Genomic DNA, 19,011 nt, shown 5'->3' on the forward strand with positions numbered 1-19,011 from the left:
CGCCCGACGCCGCACCCCCGGCCTGGGGCGGCCCCCCCTCCGAGAACGATCGGAGGGGGCGCCGCCCTTTGCCCGTCCGCCCGGCCCTCACCCGACCGCAGAGCGGGTAGCCGCAGGAGCGACCGGCGGGGACGGCTGGAGGCCTTGACGGCGCACTGTTCGGCCACGGTGGGGTGGACGGTTATCACCTCGCACCGACTCAGTCACTGTCAGACACCCATCCAGTACCTCAGGCAGTCGTCAGCACCGCACCACCAAAACGTGCCCGACCAGCGCAACCCGGACAGCCCCTCCCCGGCCTTCCGCAGGGTCTCACCAACAGACCATGGGGGCCTGGCGCACACGGCACACCCGAACTATGGTGTCCCACCACATACGCCCCTGACCTGCCACTTCCTACGGTGTGGCGACACCGAAACGTCCCCACCCGCCTGGAAGTGGTGCACATGGCCGCCGCAACAACCTCCCCGACGCCACCCGGCTCGCTCAAGCGCATCGTCGCCGCCAGCCTCATCGGCACCACCATCGAGTGGTACGACTTCTTCCTGTACGGGTCCGCCGCCGCGCTCGTGTTCAACAAGTTGTTCTTTCCCGACTCCGATCCGCTGGTCGGGACCCTGCTGTCCTTCCTGACGTACGCCGTCGGGTTCGCCGCCCGGCCCCTCGGGGCGCTCGTGTTCGGGCACTACGGGGACCGGCTCGGGCGGAAGAAGCTGCTGGTGCTCAGCCTGCTGCTGATGGGTGGGGCCACGTTCGCCATCGGGTTGCTGCCGACGCACGCGACCGTCGGGTCCGCCGCCCCGGTGCTGTTGACCGTGTTGCGGCTGGTGCAGGGCTTCGCGCTCGGCGGGGAGTGGGGCGGGGCCGTGCTGCTCGTCTCCGAGCACGGGGACGCCAAGCGGCGCGGGTTCTGGGCCTCCTGGCCGCAGACCGGTGCGCCCGCCGGGCAGTTGCTCGCCACCGGTGTGCTGTCGGCGCTGACCGCGCTGCTCTCGGACGCGGCCTTCCTCTCCTGGGGCTGGCGCGTCCCCTTCCTGCTCTCCGGCGTGCTGGTGATCGTCGGCCTCTGGATCCGGCTCTCGGTCGACGAGTCGCCGGTCTTCAAGGCGGCCCTCGCCGCCGCCGAGGAGCGCAAGTCCGTCGCCGGGCAGGTCGAGAGGATGCCGCTGGTCGCCGTCCTGCGGCACCACTGGCGGGACGTCCTGATCGCGATGGGCGCGCGCATGGCCGAGAACATCTCGTACTACGTGATCACCGCGTTCATCCTCGTGTACGCGACCACCCAGGTCGGCCTCTCCAAGCAGACCGCCCTGAACGCCGTCCTCATCGGCTCCGCCGTCCACTTCGCCGTCATCCCGCTCTGGGGCGCGCTCTCCGACCGGATCGGCCGTCGTCCCGTGTACCTGATCGGCGCGGTCGGTGTCGGTGGCTGGATGTTCCCCTTCTTCATGCTGATCGACCGGGGCACCTTCGGCTCCCTGCTGCTCGCCGTGACCGTCGGCCTGGTCCTGCACGGGGCGATGTACGCACCGCAGGCCGCCTTCTTCTCCGAGATGTTCGCGACGCGGATGCGCTACTCCGGTGCCTCCATCGGCGCCCAGTTCTCCTCGGTGGCCGCCGGTGCGCCCGCCCCGCTCATCGCGACCGCGCTCCTCGCCGACTACGGCAGCTCGACCCCGATCTCCCTGTACGTGATCGCCGCCGCCCTGCTGACCGTCGTCGCCATCGTCTGCGCCCGCGAGACCCGCGACCGTGACCTCGGGGACATCGAGGAGCGGACCCCGGTGGACGCCAAGGTCGGCGTCGACGCCTGAGTCTCCGGCACCCGACCCAGAAGAGGCCCGTGCCCCGCTCGCGAGCGAGTGGGGCACGGGCCTCGGCGTAGGTCCTACCGTCCCGAGACCGCGTCCGAGAGGCCGTGCAGGCGCAGCGCCAGCTGTATCTCCAGGGCGCGGGCGGGCGACTGCCAGTCGGGGCCGAGGAGCCGGCCGACCCGTTCCAGGCGCTGGGCCACCGTGTTGACGTGGACGTGGAGTTCGTCCTTGGTGCGGGCGGGGCTCATGCCGCTCGCGAAGTAGGCGTCCAGGGTGCGCACGAGGTCGGTGCCCCGGCGGCGGTCGTAGGCGACGACCTGGCCGACGGTGCGGTCGACGAAGCCGTGGATGTCCCGGCCGTCGGCGAGCAGCAGGCCCAGGAAGCCGAGGTCCTCGGCGGCGGCGCCCTGTCCGGAGCGGTGCAGGAGCCGGAGCGCGTCGAGGCAGCGGCGGGCCTCCTCGTACGCGACGGCCACCTGGTCCGGGCGGTCGAGCGGGTCCCGTACGGGGGCGGAGGCGCCGACGGTGACCGGTTCGCGCAGGGTGCCGCCGAGGCTCCGGGCGGTCTGCCGGGCGAGCTCGGCGGCGCTCTCGCCGGGGCCGAGCGGCAGGAGCAGCACCGTGCCCCCGTCGCGCGCCGAGGCGAGTCCGTGGCGGGTGGCGGCCAGGTGGGTGGCGGCCGACCAGAGGCGCTGGCGGTCGGCGCTCTCGCGGCCGCCGGCGTCGGGGTCGGCCGCGCCGCCGGCCCGGTCGATGCGGGCGGCGAGCACGACGTGCGGGGCTTCGCTGTCGGTACGGAGCCGGGCCGCGCGCTCGCGGAGAAGGCGGCGGTCCCGGTCGGGGGCGTCGAGGAGGTCGTCGAGGAGTTCACCGCGCACGCGCTGCTCGGCCTCGCCCGCGGAGCGGCGGGCGAGCAGGAGCAGGGAGGTGACCAGGGCCGCCCGCTCCAGGGTGCGCTGGTCGACCGGGTCGAGGTCGGGCTGTCCGTGGAGCACGAGGGCGCCCAGGGTCTCGCCGCCCGCGGAGACGGCGGCCACCCAGTCGTCGCCCTCGCGGACGGCGTGGCCCCCGGAGCGGCGGGCGGCTCCGGCACCCGCCTCGGTGAACTCGACGGTGCCGCCGAGGACTTCGGAGACGGCGTCGGCCACGTCGAGGACGCCGCCGCCGTGCAGGACGAGTTCGGAGAGCCGGTCGTGGACCTCGGAGGCCCGTTCGATCACGCCGCTGTGTTCGCGGATGATGTCGTTGGCGCGCTCCAGCTCGGCGAGGGCGGAGCGGGTCTCCGCGAGGAGGTTGGCCGTGTCGATGGCGACGGCGGCGTGCGCGGCGAAGGAACAGAGCAGGGCGACCTGCTCGCGCTCGAAGACCCTGGCCCTGCGGTCGGCGGCGAAGAGGACGCCGATGACCTGGCTGCCGAGGCTGAGCGGGACGCCGAGGATGGCGACGAGCCCCTCGTCCCGTACCGCCGTGTCGATGGTCCGCGTGTGCTGGAAGCGCGCGTCGCCGAAGTAGTCGTCCGTGACGTAGGGGCGGGCGGTCTGGGCGACGAGCCCGCCGAGGCCCTCGCCCATGCCGAGCCGCACCTGCTGGAAGCGCGCGGAGACGGAGCCCTCGGTGACCCGCATGTACGTGTCGCCCGCGGCGGGGTCGTTGAGACTCAGGTAGGCGACCTCGGTGCCGAGCAGGGAGCGGGCGCGCTGGACGATGGCCCGCAGCACCGCGTCGAGGTCGCGGAGTCCCGCGAGGTCGTGGGCGGTCTCGAAGAGCGCGGACAGCTCCGCCTCGCGGCGGCGCCGTCCCTCCAGCTCGGCCCGGACCCGCAGGGCGAGCTGCTTGGCCTCTTCGAGCCCGGCCAGCTCCTCGGGGCCCGCGCCGCTCGCACGGGCGAGCAGCACGGGCCGGTCGTAGGCCTCCGTCGCGGCTCCTCGGGCGAGGAGTTCGAGGTAGGAGACGTGTTCGTGGGACATGGACACAGGGATACCTGCCGAACGTGTGGTCGCACCACCCCTGTGGACAACCTTCCCGGGAGCGACAGGGGGCTCGCTCAGTGGGCGGTCCAGCCGCCGTCGAGGGTGAGGGAGGTGCCGGTGATGAACGAGGCCTGGGGGGTGCAGAGATAGAGGACGGCCTCGGCGACCTCCTCCGGTTCGATGAGCCGCTTGAGCGCCGAGTCCTTCAGCAGGACCTCGGTGAGGACGCGCTCCCGGGGGATGCCGTGGGCGGCCGCCTGGTCGGCGATCTGCCGTTCGACGAGCGGGGTGCGTACGTAGCCGGGGTTGACGCAGTTGGAGGTGACCCCGTGTGGGGCGCCTTCGAGGGCGGCGGTCTTGGAGAGGCCCTCCAGACCGTGTTTGGCGGCCACATAGGCGGACTTGAAGGGGGAGGCGCGCAGGCCGTGGACGGAGGAGAGGTTGACGATCCGGCCCCAGCCCTGGGCGTACATGTGCGGCAGGGCGCCCCGGATGAGCCGGAAGGGCGCCTCCAGCATCACCGTGAGCACGGTGTGGAAGACGTCCGGCGGAAACTCCTCGATGGGGCGGACGAGCTGGAGTCCGGCGTTGTTGACGAGGATGTCGGTGCCGGCGGCGGCGGCCTCGGCGGCGTCGAGGTCGGTGAGGTCGAGGAGCCGGGGTTCGAGGCTCCCGGGGAGCCCCGCGGCCTCCTCGGCCAGGGTCTCCAGGCCCTCGGCGGCCCGGTCGACGGCTCTGACCTCGGCCCCCGAGGCGGCGAGCCGCAGCGCGCAGGCGCGCCCGATGCCGCCGGCCGCGCCGGTGACGAGCGCGGTGCGGCCGCTGAGGTCGAGGACGACGGCACGGGGCTGGGGTGCGGCGGCGACGGTACCGGGGCCGAGTCCGGAGTCGGGACCGGGATCCGCTGCGGCACCGAGGGCGGTGATGGGGGCGCTCATGCTCCGCACCCTATGAAGGGCCCTCTCCCCCACCGATGTGCGTCGGACCCACAGTTCAGCCGGTTGCTGTGGTGCGGAACCATGTGGGTTCGTCGGCCAGCGCCTTCTCGATCCTCAGGTACGAGAAACGCTTCATCTCCGGCAGGTCGTCCACGTCGAACCAGCCGACCTCGGTGGACTCGTCGTCGTTGACCCGGGCCTCACCGCCCACCGCGCGGCAGCGGAAGGACACGTCCATGAACTGGCACCGGTCGCCGTTGGGGTAGACGACGGGCTTGCGGAGGGTCTCGACGAGCACGATCCGCTCGACCTCGACGTGGACGGCGGTCTCCTCGAACACCTCGCGCACCGCGCAGTCGGCGGGCTGCTCACCGGGTTCGAGGATGCCTCCGATGACCGCCCACCGTCCGTTGTCCGACCGCCGGCCGAGCAGCACCCGGCCCCGGTCGTCGAAGACGACGGCACTCACCCCGGGCAGGAAGAGGAGCTGGTGGCCGGCTGTCTCGCGCAGGGCCCGGATGAAGTCAGGGGTAGCCATGCCCTCGACCCTAGATCACGTACGGATCGGGTCCGGGCGGCCGGTCCTCACTCCGCCCGGGTGCGGCGGGCCCGTACCGAGCGGAGGGCCGACCAGCCGAGACCGGCGGCGGCGAGCGCCACGAGCAGGGCCTCCGGAAGGGTGCCCATCCGGGTCGCAGGGGTCAGCGAGGAGCGCAGGGGCACCTTCTCGACCAGGACGTCCGGGGTGAACATCTTGGTCCGCGAGACGATCTCGCCGTCGGGGCGGATGATCGCGCTGACCCCGCTGGTGACGGGCACGACCACCGAGCGGCTGTGCTCGACGGCCCGCACCCGGGACATCGCGAGCTGCTGGTAGGTCATCTCGGTGCGGCCGAAGGTGGCGTTGTTGCTGGGAACGCTGATCAGCTGGGCGCCGTGCGTGACGGTGTCACGGACGGCCCAGTCGAAGGCCGCCTCGTAGCAGGTGGCGAGGCCCACCTTGGTACCGGCCAGGTCGAAGACGCCGACCTTCGTGCCGGCGCCGAAGTCGCGGCTCACCCGGTCGACGTTGCTGTTGAAGACGCGGACCAGGGGCCGCATCGGAATGTACTCGCCGAAGGGCTGGACGTGCCGCTTGTCGTACGTGGCCACCGGGCCGCGCTCCGGGTCCCATTCGATGAGGGTGTTGCGGAGCTTGCCGGTCTCGGGGGCGACGACCGCGCCGATCACGGTGGGCACGCCGATCGCCCGGACGGCGCCGTCGATGACGTCGGCCGCGTCGGCGTTGGCGTACGGGTCGATGTCGGAGGAGTTCTCGGGCCACAGCACGAAGTCGGGCTGGGGCGCGCGGCCCGCCTTGACGTCCTGGGCGAGCTCGTGGGTGCGGGCGACGTGGTTGTCGAGGACGGCCCGGCGCTGGGCGTTGAAGTCGAGGCCGAGGCGCGGCACGTTGCCCTGGACGGCGGCGACGGTGGCGGTGCCGTCCTCGGCCGAGTCGTCGACGAGGGGCAGCGCAGCGAGGGCGCCGGTGACCGGGACGAGCACGGAGAGCGCGGCGACGGCGAGGGGGCCACGCGGGACGGTGCCGGTCGCGCGGTAGGCCCGGACCTGCCGGTAGGTCTCGTAGAGGCCGAAGCCGCAGAGGGCGACGGCGAAGCCGAGTACCGGTGTTCCGCCGACGGCGGCGAGGGGCAGGAAGACGCCGTCCGCCTGTCCGAAGGCGATCTTGCCCCAGGGGAAGCCGCCGAAGGGCACGCGCGCGCGTGCCGCCTCCGCGAGGATCCACACCCCCGCTGCGAAGACCGGCCACCACGGCAGTCGGGAGACGGCGGCGATGCCGAGGCCGGCGGCGGCCACGAAGAGCGCTTCGAGGGCGGCGAGGGCGAGCCAGGGCACGGGGCCGACCTCTTCGCCGGTCCAGATGAGGAGCGGCAGCAGGAAGCCGAGCCCGGCGAGGTATCCGAGGCCGAACCCGGCGCGGAGGCGGCGGCCCCGCAGGGTCCAGCCGAGCAGGGCGAACGCGGGCAGCGCGAGCCACCACAGCGGGCGCGGCGGGAAGCTCAGGTAGAGCAGGAACCCGGACAGCAGGGCCGCCCCGGGCCGCACGAACCGCAGCAGCCGGGAGACCGGCTCGGGGGCGGGGTCGGTGCCGGACGCGTCGACGGGGGTGATGGTGGCGCTCACCTTGCGGAGTCTACGGGTCGTTCCTGTCGACGGGCCGGGCGGTGGGGCCGGGCGGGGACCCGGGTGATCTGCGCCGATCGCTCCGCCCGGGCGGAGCGTGTCGTCCTCGGCGGTCAGACGCCGGTCGGCGTGGGCGGTCCCGGCGGGGCGGGGCGGCGGAGGTGGTCGCGGATGACGCGGACGGCGGATTCGGCGTCGTCGACGGTGACCGTGAACGTCCGCCCGTCGCCCAGCCGCAGGATCAGGCCCTCGCCCCGCCGCACGACCACGGCCGTGCCCATCTCGGGGCGCCAGCGGTAGCCCCAGCCGCCCCAGTGGCGCGGGGTGACGCTCGGTTCGAAGTCGGCGCCGACGACGTGCGAGAGGAGGATGCGGCGGCGCGGCACGCCGATGTGGCCGCAGCGGACCTCCATGGCGCGGTCGTCCACCCGCACGGCCACGTGGACGAAGGCGAGGGTGCCGAAGAGGACGAGCACTCCGGCGGCGACGCAGCCGATGACGGCCATCAGGAGGGGTGCGATTCCGGAGGTCCAGGCCGACACGACGGCGAGCGTGATGCCGAGGCCCACGCAGGCGGCGCCGGCGAGCGCCGCGATCCACTGGAAGCGGTTGGTGGCGCGGCCGGTCCAGACGGCGGGCGTCCGCTCGTCGGGGTGGTCGTCCGGGCCGTCAAGGTGGTCGTTCGGGTCGTACTCCCTCATATCGGGAAGAGTACCCAGGATCCCCGGGAACAGCGCGACGGAGCGAGTTCGCACGATCACGCTCGGTGAGCGGGCCCGGGTTCAGGTCACCGCCGGTGGGCCCGGGCCCCGGGAAGGGGTCCGCTCAGTGGGCGGCCGCCGCCGCGTCGAGGAGGCGGCCTTCGGCGTAGCCGAGGGCGGTGGCGGGGAGGGAGCCGGGGCGTCCGCTCAGCAGGACGGAGATGCTCCCGGTGGGGTCCGCGTCGGGGGCGGGCTCGGCGCCCACGCGGCGCAGGGCCTGCGCGGCGACGGCGTCGGCGGAGCCGTGGAAGACGAGCGGGGGCAGTCCCGCGCGGCCGCGGGCTTCGAGGGCGGCGAGGATGCGGTCCTCGACCAGTTCGTAGTGGGTGCAGCCGAGGACGACGGCGCGGACGTCCCGGGGGGTGAGCGCGGCGGCGGCGGCGACGGCGCGGTCCACGGCCTCCGGGTCGGCGTGCTCCACGGCGTCGGCCAGCCCCGGACAGGGCACCTCGGTGACCTCGGCGCCGTCGGCGAAGTCGCGGATGAGTCCGCGCTGGTAGGCGCTGCCGGTGGTGGCCGGGGTGGCCCAGATGGCGACCTTGCCGCCGGCCGCGGCGGCGGGCTTGATCGCGGGCACGGTGCCGATGACGGCGATGTCCGGTTCGAGGGCGGAGCGCAGGGCGGGCAGGGCGTGCACGGTGGCCGTGTTGCAGGCCACGATCAGCGCCTGCGGGCGGTGCTCGGCGGCGGCGAGCGCGACGGCCAGGGCGCGCCCCGTGAGGTCCTCGGGGGTGCGCGGACCCCACGGCATGCCGTCGGGGTCGTTGGAGAGGAGCAGATCCGCGTCCGGCCGGAGCCGCCGCACCGCGGCCGCCGCCGGGAGGAGGCCGATTCCGGAGTCCATGAGCGCGATCTTCACCCGGTCACCCTAGCCGATGGGCCTTACATCCCCCGCGATCTGGGGCAGACTGCCGCGAATGAGCCCTCTCGCATGGTTCGCGCTCGTCTCCCTGGCCGTCTGGGTCTGGCTGCTGCTGGGCCAGGGGTTCTTCTGGCGTACGGACCAGCGGCTGCCGCCGGTCGACGGCGGGCACGCGCGCGGGGGCCGGCCGGAACAGGGCGGTCGGTGGCCGCGGGTGGTGCTCGTCGTGCCGGCGCGGGACGAGGCCGGGGTGCTGCCGCTGAGCCTGCCGTCGCTGCTCGCGCAGGACTATCCGGGCGTCGCCGAGGTGATCCTCGTGGACGACGGCAGTACGGACGGCACGGGGAAGCTCGCCGCCGAGCTGGCCGACGGGTGCGGCGGGCTGCCGCTGACCGTGGTGTCGCCGGGTGAACCGGGGCCGGGCTGGACGGGGAAGCTGTGGGCGCTGCGGCACGGCATGGCGCTGGCACGCGCGCGTGGACCCGAGTTCCTGCTCCTGACGGACGCGGACATCGCCCACGAGCCGGACAGTCTCCGCCTCCTGGTGTCGGCGGCGGTCGGGAACGATCTGGACCTGGTGTCGCAGATGGCCCGGCTCCGGGTGGCGAGCCCGTGGGAGCGGCTGGTCGTGCCGGCGTTCGTCTACTTCTTCGCGCAGCTCTATCCCTTCCGCTGGATCAACCGGGCGCGGCCGCTGGCGACGGCCGCCGCGGGCGGCTGTGTGCTGCTGCGGACGGAGACGGCGGTGGCGGCGGAGGTGCCGGAGGCGATCCGGCAGGCGGTGATCGACGACGTGTCGATGGCGCGGGCGGTGCGGCGGGCCGGCGGGCGGATCTGGCTGGGGCTGGCGGAGCGGGTCGACAGCGTGCGCCCCTATCCGGGGCTCGGCGAGCTGTGGCGGATGGTGGCCCGCAGCGCCTACGCGCAGCTGCGGCACAACCCGCTCCTGCTGGCGGGGACGGTGGCGGGCCTCGTGCTCGTCTATCTGGTGCCACCGGTGTGCCTGGTGGCGGGCGTGGTGGGCGGGGAAGCCGTGGCGGCCTGGGCGGGGGGTGCGGCCTGGGCGGTGATGGCGGGGACGTACGTGCCGATGCTCCGCTACTACCGGCAGCCGCTGTGGCTCGCTCCGCTGCTGCCCTTCACCGCGTTCCTCTACCTCCTGATGACGGTGGATTCGGCGGTACGCCACCACCGGGGGGTCGGTGCGGCGTGGAAGGGCCGGACGTACGCGCGTCCGGAGGCGGCGCCGGACCGGTGACCGTGGTGGCGCCCCGGGTGAGCGTGCCGCCCTCTTCGCGGAAATGGTTTTCCCGACACGGGGAGTAGCGCCGTCAATTCGGCGTGTACACATCGCCCCGGGCATCCTCGGATTGACACTTAAGCATGCCCATGATCACTTCCCCCACCCGTTCTCGGCACCTTTTCTTTATGTGTTCTTCATGCCCGGGACGCCGAGCCGGTCCGGGGGCGACGGACCCGCCGGTAACCCCCTCCGAACTCGGCTTTTACACGATCTTGGCGCGTTCCGCCGCCCGTTTTTGGCACGTTCGCTCGGATTGGGGATCCGCTTCTTCACGAAGCCCGTCAAACAACCCTCTAATCAGGCTCCCCAACCAGCACATCGTGGGCTTAACTTATGTGCCATGACCTCCCCCCGCTCCACCTATGGAGGCGGTTACCACACCGCGCCGTCCTTCCCGGACACCCCGATCTACGACTCCCTGGTCGCGGAGCGGGGCACGCCTCAGATCGCCCCGATCCGAGTGCCCGCCGCCTACGACACCGGCAGCAGCTTCCCCTCGAGCGGCTCCTACCTGCCGGCGCTTCCCGCGGCACTGCCCGCCCTCCCGGCGGCGCCCAGCCCGCAGCCCTCCTACGGCAACGGCTACGGATACCCGCAGCCCACGCCGCAGATGGCCCCCGTGCCCCTGCAGCACGCCCCCGCCCCGTACATCCCGCAGCAGCAGGTGGCCCCGCGCGGCTACCAGGGCGGCCAGTACCCGCAGCAGGCGCGCCCCGCGCCCGCGGGGTACGAGGCGATGCGTCCGGCGGCGCCCCGGCCCGCCCCCGCGCCCATGCAGTACGAGGACCCGTACAACCGTCCCTACCAGGGCGGGGGTTACTGACAGGCCCCTCGTCACCGGCGGCGTCGGGGCCGGAGCGGCTGGCAGGATGACCTCATGGCGACTCCCGTTCTCCGCTCCGTCCACGTCCATCCGGTGAAGGCCATGCGCGCGCTGGCCCTCGCGGAGGCCGAGGTCCAGCCCTGGGGGCTGGCCGGGGACCGCCGCTGGGCGGTCGTCGACGCCGCGGACAAGGTCGTGACCCAGCGCCGTCACCCCCGGATGGCGCTGGCCACGGCCGAGCCGCTGGCGGGCGGCGGGATCACCCTGTCCGCGCCCGGCCATCCGCCGCTGACCGTCGAGGTCCCGCACCCCTCGGCCACGGTCACGGTGGAGATCTTCGACAAGCCGGTGGAGGTCGTGCCGGCCGACCGCGCGGCGGCCGGCTGGCTCTCGGCGTACCTGGAGGGCGATTTCCGGCTCGTCCACATGGACGCGCCCGAACACCGGCGTCCCGTCGACCCGGCGTACGCGCGGCCCGGTGAGACCGTCAGCTTCGCGGACGGCTATCCGCTCCTCGTCGCCACCTCGTCCTCGCTCGACGCCCTCAACTCCCTCATCGCGCAGGGGGACCACGCCGACGAGGGCCCCCTTCCCATGAACCGGTTCCGGCCGAATCTGGTGATCGAGGGGAGTTCCCCCTGGGCGGAGGACGGCTGGACGCGCCTGACCGTCGGAGAGGTCACCTTCCGTGTCGCCCGGCCCTGCGGACGCTGCGTGGTCACCACGACGGACCAGTTCACCGCCGCGCGCGGCAAGGAGCCGCTGCGCACCCTCGCCCGGCACCGCAAGAGCGACGGCCGGGTCATCTTCGGCCAGAACCTGGTGCCCGAGCACACGGGCACGGTCCGGGTCGGCGACGCGGTGAAGATCCTCGACTGACCAGGGCCACCGACTGGCCCGCCCGGCTCCCGGACCCGCACCCCCACCCGCATCGGGCCGCGCCGGGGCCGACGGGACCCCCGTCACACTTCACCGGCCCGACAGGCGCGGAACACCGACCCCGGGCACACTCGTCGGAGGAACGGCGGTGGACGACTAGGGGGTTCCGACGTGCGCGCAGCCATCGGCCTCTGGCGCTGGCGGCACAACTCGCTGCGCCGGACCACCGATCTCGTCGAGGCCTGGGTCGCGTTCACGGCACTCGTCCTGCTCTGCGTCGTGGTGCCCCTGACCGGCTGGGCGGCCGGCGCCTCCGCCCACGACTCGCTCCAGCGCGCGGTCCGCACCCAGCAGGAACAGCGGGTGCCGACCACCGCCCGGGTGCTCCGCCCGGCCGACCGGCCCGCGAGCGGCGCGCGGACCGCCGACGCGGCCGGGGAGGAACGGCTGCGCCGCTCGGTGGTGGCCGAGTGGATCGCACCGGACGGCACCGCCCGTACGGGGACGGTGACGACGGCCCGGCGGAACTCCGCGCCCGGCGCCACCTTCCCGCTCTGGACGGACCGGGACGGACATCCGGTGACGGCTCCGATGCACGCGGACACCGCCCGCGCGCACGCGGTCATCGCCGGTCTCACGGCCGCGCTCCTCGTGGGCCTCCTGGTGGAGACCGTCCGCCGCCTCGCCGTACGCCGGGTCGTGCTCCTGAGGTACGCGCGCCTCGACCGCGCGTGGGCGGCGGCCGGACCGGACTGGGGCCGCACGGGGACCGGGAGCTGACGGGGGCCCGGCGGCCCTCGCGGGCGCTTCCGCGGAACCGTCGGCGGCGCGACCGAGCCCGACCGACATCGACCACCCGCGACCGTCCCCTGACCGCGTGTGACCCGCGCGGACGCCCACCCCGTGCCCGCGCACCCGCGGCTCCGCGACCCGTCAACCCGGCGGCCCCGCGCGCGCTACGGTGGGGCATCGGATCAGCGGCGAGGCATGAGGCGGGGGCAGGACACACCCATGGCACAGGGCACGGTCCAGGTGACGCACACCGGCACATCGCGGTGGCGGCGCCGCACGGGTGAGTACCCCTCCCTCGCCGCCGCCCTGGAGGCCGCCGGGGACGGGGACGTGCTCACCGTCGCCCCGGGCACCTACCGGGAGAACCTCGTGGTGCGGCGTGCCGTCACCCTGCGCGGCCCCGAGGGCGCGATCGGCTCGGTGCGGATCGCCCCGCCGGACGGCGTGCCGCTGACGCTGCGCGCCTCCGTCACCGTCCAGGACCTCCACATCGAGGGGCAGGACGTCGCCGCCCCGGCGCTGCTCATCGAGGACGGCACCCCCGAACTCCTCGACCTGCGGATCATGACCCGCTCCGCCGCCGGGATAGAGGTGCGGGGCGCGGCCCGGCCGACGGTCCGCCGCTGCACCGTCGACAACCCGGCCGGGATCGGCATCGCCGTACTCGACGGCGCGGGCGGCGTGTTCGAGGAGTGCGAGGTGGTGTCCGCCGGACAGGCGGGGATCTCGGTGCGGGGCGGGGCGCATCCGCGTCTGGAGCGCTGCCGGGTGCACCACGCCTCGGGCGCCGGGATCGCCGTCACCGGCGAGGGCAGCGGCCTGGAGGGCGTCGGCTGCGAGGTGTACGAGATCAAGGGCTCCGGTCTCCAGATCGCCGCCCGCGCCACGGCCCATCTCAGCGACTCCTCGGTGCACCGGACCTCGGCCGACGGCATCACCCTCGACACGGACGCGGTGCTCACCCTCTCGGACTGCGACATCCACGACGTCCCGGAGAACGCCGTCGACCTGCGCTCCCGCTCGGTCCTGACGCTGACGCGGTCGACCGTCCGCCGCTTCGGCCGCAACGGCCTCTCCGTGTGGGACCCGGGGACCCGCGTGGACGCCAACCAGTGCGAGATCCACGACAGCACGGGCGACTACCCGGCGGTGTGGGTGAGCGACGGGGCGACCGCCGTCCTCGACGCCTGCCGGGTGCACGACGTACCGGACGCGCTGTTCGTCCTCGACCGGGGTTCCCGGGTGGACGTCGTCGACAGCGACCTCTCGCAGGTGCGGAACACCGCGGTCTCGGTGAGCGACGGGGCGACCGCCCAGCTCGACGACTGCCGGATCCGGGAGGCCTCCACGGGCGCCTGGTTCCGGGACCACGGCAGCGGCGGCACCCTCGGCGGCTGCACGATCGACTCCGTACAGACCGGTGTCATCGTCACCAAGGGCGCCGACCCCACGATCGACCGGTGCACGGTCACCTCGCCCGCCGAGGCCGGCTTCTACGTGTCGGCGGAGGGGCGCGGCTCCTTCACCGGCTGCCGGGTCACGGGCAGCGGCGGGTACGGCTTCCACGTCACCGACGGCTGCCGGACCACCCTGCGCAAGTGCCGTACGGAGCGCTGCGCGCGCGGCGGTTACGAGTTCCCGGAGGAGGGCGCGAGCGCGGAGGACTGCACCAGCGACGAGAGCGCGGCCCGCTCCTCCGTACCCGACGGCGGGACCGTCCTGACGGCCACCCAGTCGGCGGGGCTGCTCGGCGCGGTGCCCACTCCGCGTACCGCTCCGGTCGTAGCGGTCCCGGTCGAACCGGAGCCGGTGCCCTCCGCCCGCTCCTCGCAGGACGTGCTCGGGGAGCTCGACGCCCTCGTGGGCCTGGAGAGCGTCAAGCTGGAGGTGCGGACCCTCACCAACATGATCGAGGTGGGGCGCAGGCGCCAGGAGGCGGGGCTCAAGGCGGCCTCGGTCCGCCGCCACCTGGTCTTCACCGGCAACCCGGGCACGGGAAAGACGACGGTGGCCCGGCTGTACGGCGAGATCCTGGCCTCCCTCGGCGTCCTGGAGCGCGGACACCTGGTCGAGGTGTCCCGGGTGGACCTGGTGGGCGAGCACATCGGCTCGACGGCGATCCGGACCCAGGAGGCCTTCGACCGGGCGCGCGGCGGGGTGCTGTTCGTCGACGAGGCGTACGCGCTCTCCCCCGAGGACTCGGGCCGGGACTTCGGCCGCGAGGCCATCGACACGCTGGTGAAGCTGATGGAGGACCACCGGGACGCGGTGGTGGTCATCGTCGCCGGGTACACGGCGGAGATGGAGCGCTTCCTCACCGTCAACCCCGGTGTGGCGTCCCGTTTCTCCCGGACCATCACCTTCGGCGACTACGAGCCGGACGAGCTGCTCCGGATCGTCGGCCAGCAGACGGACGAGCACGAGTACCGGCTCGCCCCGGGCACCGACGAGGCGCTCCTCACGTACTTCACGAAGCTGCCCAAGGGCCCGGCGTTCGGCAACGGCCGTACGGCGCGACAGACGTTCGAGTCGATGGTGGAGCGGCACGCGGGCCGGGTCGCCGCGCTCGCCGAGGCGAGCACGGACGAACTGACCCTGCTCTATCCGGAGGACCTCCCCGAACTGCCCTGATCGACCTGTGTGTCCGGCTCGCGCTGGTGCGGCAGGGCCGGCGGGAGACGGTCGAGGAGAGCGGTGCGCCGGTCGGCGAACGCCGGGTCGGCCTGGTAGTCGGAGTGGCCCAGGATCGGTTCGGGCAGTGGGTGCCGGCGGGTGCGGCCGTAGACGACCGGGTCGAGCAGGACCGCCGCGTCGACGGTGGGTCGGCCGCCCTCGGCGGGGACCCTGACGGGCCCGCCGATGGGGTCGGTGGCGCGGTACAGATTGCTCCAGCAGTGCACCGTACGATTCAGGCCGCGCAGCGCCTCGGGGCCGAAGTAGGCGGGGAACCAGCGCCCGTAGAGCCGCTCCAGGGGTGAGCCGTACGTGAGGAGCGCGACCCGGCCCCGGGTGGCGGGCGGCAGCTGCCAGACGGCGGCCGCGGCGAGGACGCTGCCCTGGGAGTGACCGGAGATGACGAGCCGGCCGCCGGTGCTCCGCGTCCAGGAGCTCATCCGCCAGGTCAGGTCGGGGACGGCCCGCTCGGCGTAGCAGGGCGGGGCGAAGGGGTGGGCGGCGCGGGGCCAGAACGTGCCGACGTCCCAGAGGATGCCGATGGTGCGGCGGGCCGAGGCGTCCTTGTAGGCGCGGCGGCCCCAGGTGACGAAGAGCAGGAAGCCGAAGCCGATCATCCAGGAGCCGAGGGCCTGGGTGGCGGAGGCCAGGGAGGCCACCGCCGGGTGGGCCCCGTCGAAGGCCCGGCCCGGGACGTTGCCGCTGGCCCAGGCGCCGGCGACGGAGGCGGCCCCGAGGAGCAGGGTGGCGCCGGAGACGACGCCGACGAGGACGGGCGCCGAGTCGGTGAGCGAGGCCCGTGCCCGGCCCGTCGCGATCTGTCCGGTGCGGACCGGGTCGCGTTCGTCGGCGGCGTCGTAGTCGGCCTCGACCTGGGGGCGCAGGCGCTCGGCGGCGAGCACCGTGCGGACGGCGAGGAGGACGGCGGGCGCGAGCAGCAGCAGGAGCAGGACGGGGATGACGGAGGCCTGCCAGCTGAGCAGCACGGGAGGAGCTATCCGGGGGCCCGCGTCGCCCATGCCGGGGGTGGCGGGTCCGTCGAGCCAGTCGGCGACGCGCTGGGCCACTCCCCCGGACATGACTCCGGCGAGGGCGCAGGCGAGCATGGCGACGGCCGGTCCGCCGAGGCCGCGCAGCGCGGTACGCGGGTCCCTGCGGGGCCGTTGGAGGAGCAGGGCGGCGACGCCGAGGGCGACGACGAGGCCGCCCTGGGCCAGGGTGAGGGCTCCGAACACGGCGTCGCCGGGGAGGGACCCGCCGGATTTCCAGCCGGGGCGGGACCACCCGGCGTACAGGGCGGTGAGGGCGAGCAGGGTGAGGGAGAGGCCGGGGAGCCAGGAGACGAGGGCGCGTTCGACGCGCAGGTCGAGACGGCGCTCGCTGCGGCCCCGGCGGCACACCACCCAGAGGACAAGGACGGCCAGCGCGGCGACGGCGGCCTGGAGGGCCCGGCCGAGGACGGCCCCGGCTCCCGGGAGGGTGGCGTCGTACCGTGCGGTGGCCGTGGCGAGGGCGGCGGCGACGGTGAGGAACCCCGCCGCGGTGTGGGCCGCCCTGAGGCGGGCGACGAGCCGGCGGCCGTACCAGAAGCCGGGGCGGCCGAGGGCGGGCCGCGGCTCGACGGGACCCGGGGCGCGCTCCCCGTGGTCGGCGGGCTCCGTGTCGGCCGGGGGACGGGGATCGGTCCCGGGCCCCTGGTCGGTCCCTCGGGCGACGCGGAGGGACGGGTCGGCGCCGGGGCCCTGGTCGGTGCCGAGGTCCGAGTGGGGCCGGTGCCCCGGAGCCGGCCGGGGCTCCTCCACCGGGTCGTCGTAGCCGGTGGGCGGGCGCTGCGCCTCGTACGCGCTCCAGGTCCGGTTCGACAGGTACCAGAGGAAGCCGACGAGGAGGGCCGGAACCAGGGCGGCCAGCGCCAGTCGGCGGCCCGGCAGGGACCACCAGCCGCCACGCCCGGCGGAGAGGAAGCCGAGCCAGGAGTGGGCGTCGGCGCAGCCGGTGGAGGCGGCGCACTGCCAGGCCGTCAGGTCGAGCGCGACCTCGCACGCGGCGGCGGTGAGGAGCACGGTGAGGGTGAGGGCGACGAGCCGGACGAGGACCCCGTACAGCCGGACCAGCCCCGGCCGGCCCTGGGAGGGCGGACGCATCCAGTGCGCCAGGTTGGCGACCATGAAGGGCAGGAGCAGGAGCCACAGGGCGCGGGCGCCGTCGCCGGAGGTGAGGTTGGACCAGCAGTACGCCTCCCGCACCGGGCCGGCCGCGTACCGCTCGGGGTGGTCCTCGGCGTCGAGGTCGTCGGCGCGCCGGTGCATGGCGGCGGTCCGGTCGCCGGTGATCCGTACGGTCCTGGGGTCGTCGAGCATGGACTGGGGGGTGGCTCCGCCGACTCCGTGGACGAGGAGTTCGAGCGCCGCGCCCCCGCTCTCCGGGGCGGGTGTGGCAGGGGACACTGAGGGGACTTCCTCTCAGAGTGGGAAGATGCGACGTCGGCACCAGGATCGCGGACGCTCGTGCGCCTGCGCACCGTTCCTCACCGAATCCGACACCCATCCCCTTGTCTCCTGCGGAAGGACCGGCCCCGGCGGTGACTGACAACCAGAACCTCCTCGCGGAGCAGCGGCGTGCCCTGATCCTCGACGAGGTACGGCGGCGCGGCGGTGTACGGGTCAACGAACTGACCCGCCGCCTGAACGTCTCGGACATGACGATCCGCCGCGACCTGGACGCGCTGGCCCGGCAGGGCATGCTGGCGAAGGTGCACGGCGGGGCCGTTCCCGTGGTGGAGGCGAGCACCCACGAGCCGGGCTTCGAGGCCAAGTCGGTGCTCGAACCGAGCGCCAAGGACGAGATCGCGCGGGCGGCGGCGGCCCTGGTCGCGCCGGGCACGGCGATCGCCCTATCCGGCGGTACGACGACCTACGCCCTCGCCCGCCACCTGCTCGACGTGCCCGACCTGACCGTGGTGACCAACTCGGTACGGGTCGCCGACGTGTTCCACGAGGCCCATCTCGCGGGCAGCGGCGGTGAGTCGCGGCGCGGGGCGGCGACGGTCGTCCTGACGGGCGGGATGCGGACGCCCTCCGACGCGCTGGTGGGGCCGGTGGCGGACCGGGCGGTCCGCTCGCTCCACTTCGACCTGCTGTTCCTCGGGGTGCACGGGATCTCGGTGGAGGCGGGGCTCTCGACGCCGAACCTGGCGGAGGCGGAGACCAACGGGTGCCTGATGCGTTCGGCGCGCCGGGTGGTGGTCGTCGCCGACCACACCAAGTGGGGCACGGTGGGCCTGAGTTCGTTCGGCGCGCTGGACGAGGTGGACACCTGGGTGACGGACGGCGGCCTGCCCCCGGGCGTACGGGCCGAGGTCGCGGAGCACCTGCCGGGGCTCGTGGTGGCGGGCGAGGAGCAGGCGTGAGCCTCTTCCGGGTCGAGCGGACGGCGCCGCTGGCGCCCGAGGAGGCGTGGCGGCGGCTCACGGACTGGCCGGCCCACGGCCGCCAGGTGCCGCTGACCCGGACGAGGGTGCTGACGCCGGGGCCGAACCGGGCGGGGACCCGGTTCACCGCCCGCACCGGCCTCGGCCGGCTGGCGTTCGACGACCCGATGGAGGTCGTGCGCTGGGAGCCTCCGGCGGCGGGCCGGTCCGGGGCGTGCCGGCTGGAGAAGTCGGGCCGGCTGGTCCGGGGCTGGGCGCTCGTCGAGGTGGGCGACGCGGGCGACGGCGGCAGCCGGGTGGTGTGGACGGAGGAGTTGTCGGTACGCGGGGTGCCCCGGGTCTTCGATCCGGTGCTGGCGCGGGCGGGACGGTACCTCTTCGGCCGCGCGGTGGACGGGCTGCTGCGGGAGGGCTGAGGATCCCGAGGGAGGTGGTGACCGACCTCGGCGGAGGCGCGGCGCCGACGCGGTTTCCGGAGACCTGGGGGCCGTAGACCTTGCGACCGTAGACCTGCTGGCCGCGGACCTGGTGGCCGCCCTGGTGGCGTTCGACGTGGTGTCCACGGGTCTGGTGGCCACCGAC

15 protein-coding genes are annotated in these 19,011 nt (G+C 74.3%); 8 read left to right on the plus strand and 7 right to left on the minus strand.

The genetic code is table 11. The features are described 5' to 3' along the window. The first annotated feature begins 446 nt into the window (after positions 1-446). On the plus strand, positions 447-1,814 hold the full coding sequence (locus ABT129_RS07065; protein ID WP_351897608.1) for an MFS transporter: 1,368 nt from the start codon (positions 447-449) through the stop codon (positions 1,812-1,814). A gap of 74 nt (positions 1,815-1,888) precedes the next feature. Here the strand turns inward: ABT129_RS07065 and ABT129_RS07070 are convergent, their stop codons facing one another. The 6 genes from ABT129_RS07070 to ABT129_RS07095 form a co-directional block, all read right to left on the minus strand. Further along, positions 1,889-3,781: a helix-turn-helix domain-containing protein gene (locus ABT129_RS07070; RefSeq protein WP_351897611.1), complete on the minus strand. Its 1,893-nt coding sequence runs from the start codon at positions 3,779-3,781 to the stop codon at positions 1,889-1,891. A 77-nt stretch (positions 3,782-3,858) separates the two neighbouring features. Continuing rightward, positions 3,859-4,722, minus strand: a complete 864-nt coding sequence (locus ABT129_RS07075; protein WP_351897614.1) for a 3-hydroxybutyrate dehydrogenase — start codon at positions 4,720-4,722, stop codon at positions 3,859-3,861. Positions 4,723-4,777: 55 nt separating this feature from the next. Next, a complete protein-coding gene (locus ABT129_RS07080) occupies positions 4,778-5,260 on the minus strand; it encodes an NUDIX hydrolase (protein WP_351897617.1) in 483 nt (160 codons plus the stop codon). A 47-nt stretch (positions 5,261-5,307) separates the two neighbouring features. Continuing rightward, positions 5,308-6,906, minus strand: a complete 1,599-nt coding sequence (gene lnt, locus ABT129_RS07085; protein ID WP_351897619.1) for an apolipoprotein N-acyltransferase — start codon at positions 6,904-6,906, stop codon at positions 5,308-5,310. 113 nt (positions 6,907-7,019) lie between these two features. After that, the gene (locus ABT129_RS07090; RefSeq protein ID WP_351897621.1) at positions 7,020-7,607 is read right to left on the minus strand and encodes a hypothetical protein; all 588 of its coding nucleotides are present in this window, start codon (positions 7,605-7,607) and stop codon (positions 7,020-7,022) included. A 124-nt stretch (positions 7,608-7,731) separates the two neighbouring features. Next, the gene (locus tag ABT129_RS07095; RefSeq protein WP_351897623.1) at positions 7,732-8,526 is read right to left on the minus strand and encodes a glutamate racemase; all 795 of its coding nucleotides are present in this window, start codon (positions 8,524-8,526) and stop codon (positions 7,732-7,734) included. 58 nt (positions 8,527-8,584) lie between these two features. Here ABT129_RS07095 and ABT129_RS07100 point away from each other — a divergent pair, with 58 nt between their 5' ends. The 5 genes from ABT129_RS07100 (at position 8,585) to ABT129_RS07120 (ending at position 14,957) form a co-directional block, all read left to right on the plus strand. Further along, positions 8,585-9,787, plus strand: a complete 1,203-nt coding sequence (locus ABT129_RS07100) for a glycosyltransferase (RefSeq protein WP_351897626.1) — start codon at positions 8,585-8,587, stop codon at positions 9,785-9,787. A 385-nt stretch (positions 9,788-10,172) separates the two neighbouring features. Further along, positions 10,173-10,655, plus strand: a complete 483-nt coding sequence (locus ABT129_RS07105) for a DUF6643 family protein (protein WP_351897628.1) — start codon at positions 10,173-10,175, stop codon at positions 10,653-10,655. A gap of 54 nt (positions 10,656-10,709) precedes the next feature. Continuing rightward, positions 10,710-11,534: an MOSC domain-containing protein gene (locus tag ABT129_RS07110; RefSeq protein WP_351897630.1), complete on the plus strand. Its 825-nt coding sequence runs from the start codon at positions 10,710-10,712 to the stop codon at positions 11,532-11,534. 171 nt (positions 11,535-11,705) lie between these two features. Next, positions 11,706-12,314 (plus strand): Rv1733c family protein, encoded by a 609-nt coding sequence (locus ABT129_RS07115; RefSeq protein ID WP_351897633.1) that lies wholly within the window; start codon positions 11,706-11,708, stop codon positions 12,312-12,314. Positions 12,315-12,545: 231 nt separating this feature from the next. Then, positions 12,546-14,957 (plus strand): right-handed parallel beta-helix repeat-containing protein, encoded by a 2,412-nt coding sequence (locus ABT129_RS07120; RefSeq protein ID WP_351897635.1) that lies wholly within the window; start codon positions 12,546-12,548, stop codon positions 14,955-14,957. Here ABT129_RS07120 and ABT129_RS07125 read toward each other — a convergent pair. Further along, entirely contained in the window at positions 14,927-17,446 is a 2,520-nt protein-coding gene (locus ABT129_RS07125; protein ID WP_351897638.1) for a hypothetical protein, read from the minus strand. The genes ABT129_RS07120 and ABT129_RS07125 overlap by 31 nt on opposite strands. A 134-nt stretch (positions 17,447-17,580) precedes the next feature. On the opposite strand from ABT129_RS07125, the gene ABT129_RS07130 reads away from it, so the two are divergent. Then, positions 17,581-18,408: a DeoR/GlpR family DNA-binding transcription regulator gene (locus tag ABT129_RS07130; protein WP_351897640.1), complete on the plus strand. Its 828-nt coding sequence runs from the start codon at positions 17,581-17,583 to the stop codon at positions 18,406-18,408. Continuing rightward, complete coding sequence (locus ABT129_RS07135) at positions 18,405-18,845, plus strand: SRPBCC family protein (RefSeq protein WP_351897643.1); 441 nt, start codon at positions 18,405-18,407, stop codon at positions 18,843-18,845. The genes ABT129_RS07130 and ABT129_RS07135 overlap by 4 nt, the downstream gene beginning before the upstream one ends. The last annotated feature ends 166 nt before the right edge of the window (positions 18,846-19,011 follow it).

The sequence above is a fragment of the Streptomyces sp. NPDC002057 genome, assembly GCF_040296665.1.
Taxonomy (GTDB): Bacteria; Actinomycetota; Actinomycetes; order Streptomycetales; family Streptomycetaceae; genus Streptomyces.

Coding starts and splice junctions, on each gene's coding strand:
- ABT129_RS07065 (WP_351897608.1), top strand. CDS start 447: ATGGCCGCCGCAACAACCTCCCCGACGCCACCCGGCTCGCTCAAGCGC.
- ABT129_RS07070 (WP_351897611.1), bottom strand. CDS start 3,781: ATGTCCCACGAACACGTCTCCTACCTCGAACTCCTCGCCCGAGGAGCC.
- ABT129_RS07075 (WP_351897614.1), bottom strand. CDS start 4,722: ATGAGCGCCCCCATCACCGCCCTCGGTGCCGCAGCGGATCCCGGTCCC.
- ABT129_RS07080 (WP_351897617.1), bottom strand. CDS start 5,260: ATGGCTACCCCTGACTTCATCCGGGCCCTGCGCGAGACAGCCGGCCAC.
- ABT129_RS07090 (WP_351897621.1), bottom strand. CDS start 7,607: ATGAGGGAGTACGACCCGAACGACCACCTTGACGGCCCGGACGACCAC.
- ABT129_RS07100 (WP_351897626.1), top strand. CDS start 8,585: ATGAGCCCTCTCGCATGGTTCGCGCTCGTCTCCCTGGCCGTCTGGGTC.
- ABT129_RS07105 (WP_351897628.1), top strand. CDS start 10,173: ATGACCTCCCCCCGCTCCACCTATGGAGGCGGTTACCACACCGCGCCG.
- ABT129_RS07110 (WP_351897630.1), top strand. CDS start 10,710: ATGGCGACTCCCGTTCTCCGCTCCGTCCACGTCCATCCGGTGAAGGCC.
- ABT129_RS07120 (WP_351897635.1), top strand. CDS start 12,546: ATGGCACAGGGCACGGTCCAGGTGACGCACACCGGCACATCGCGGTGG.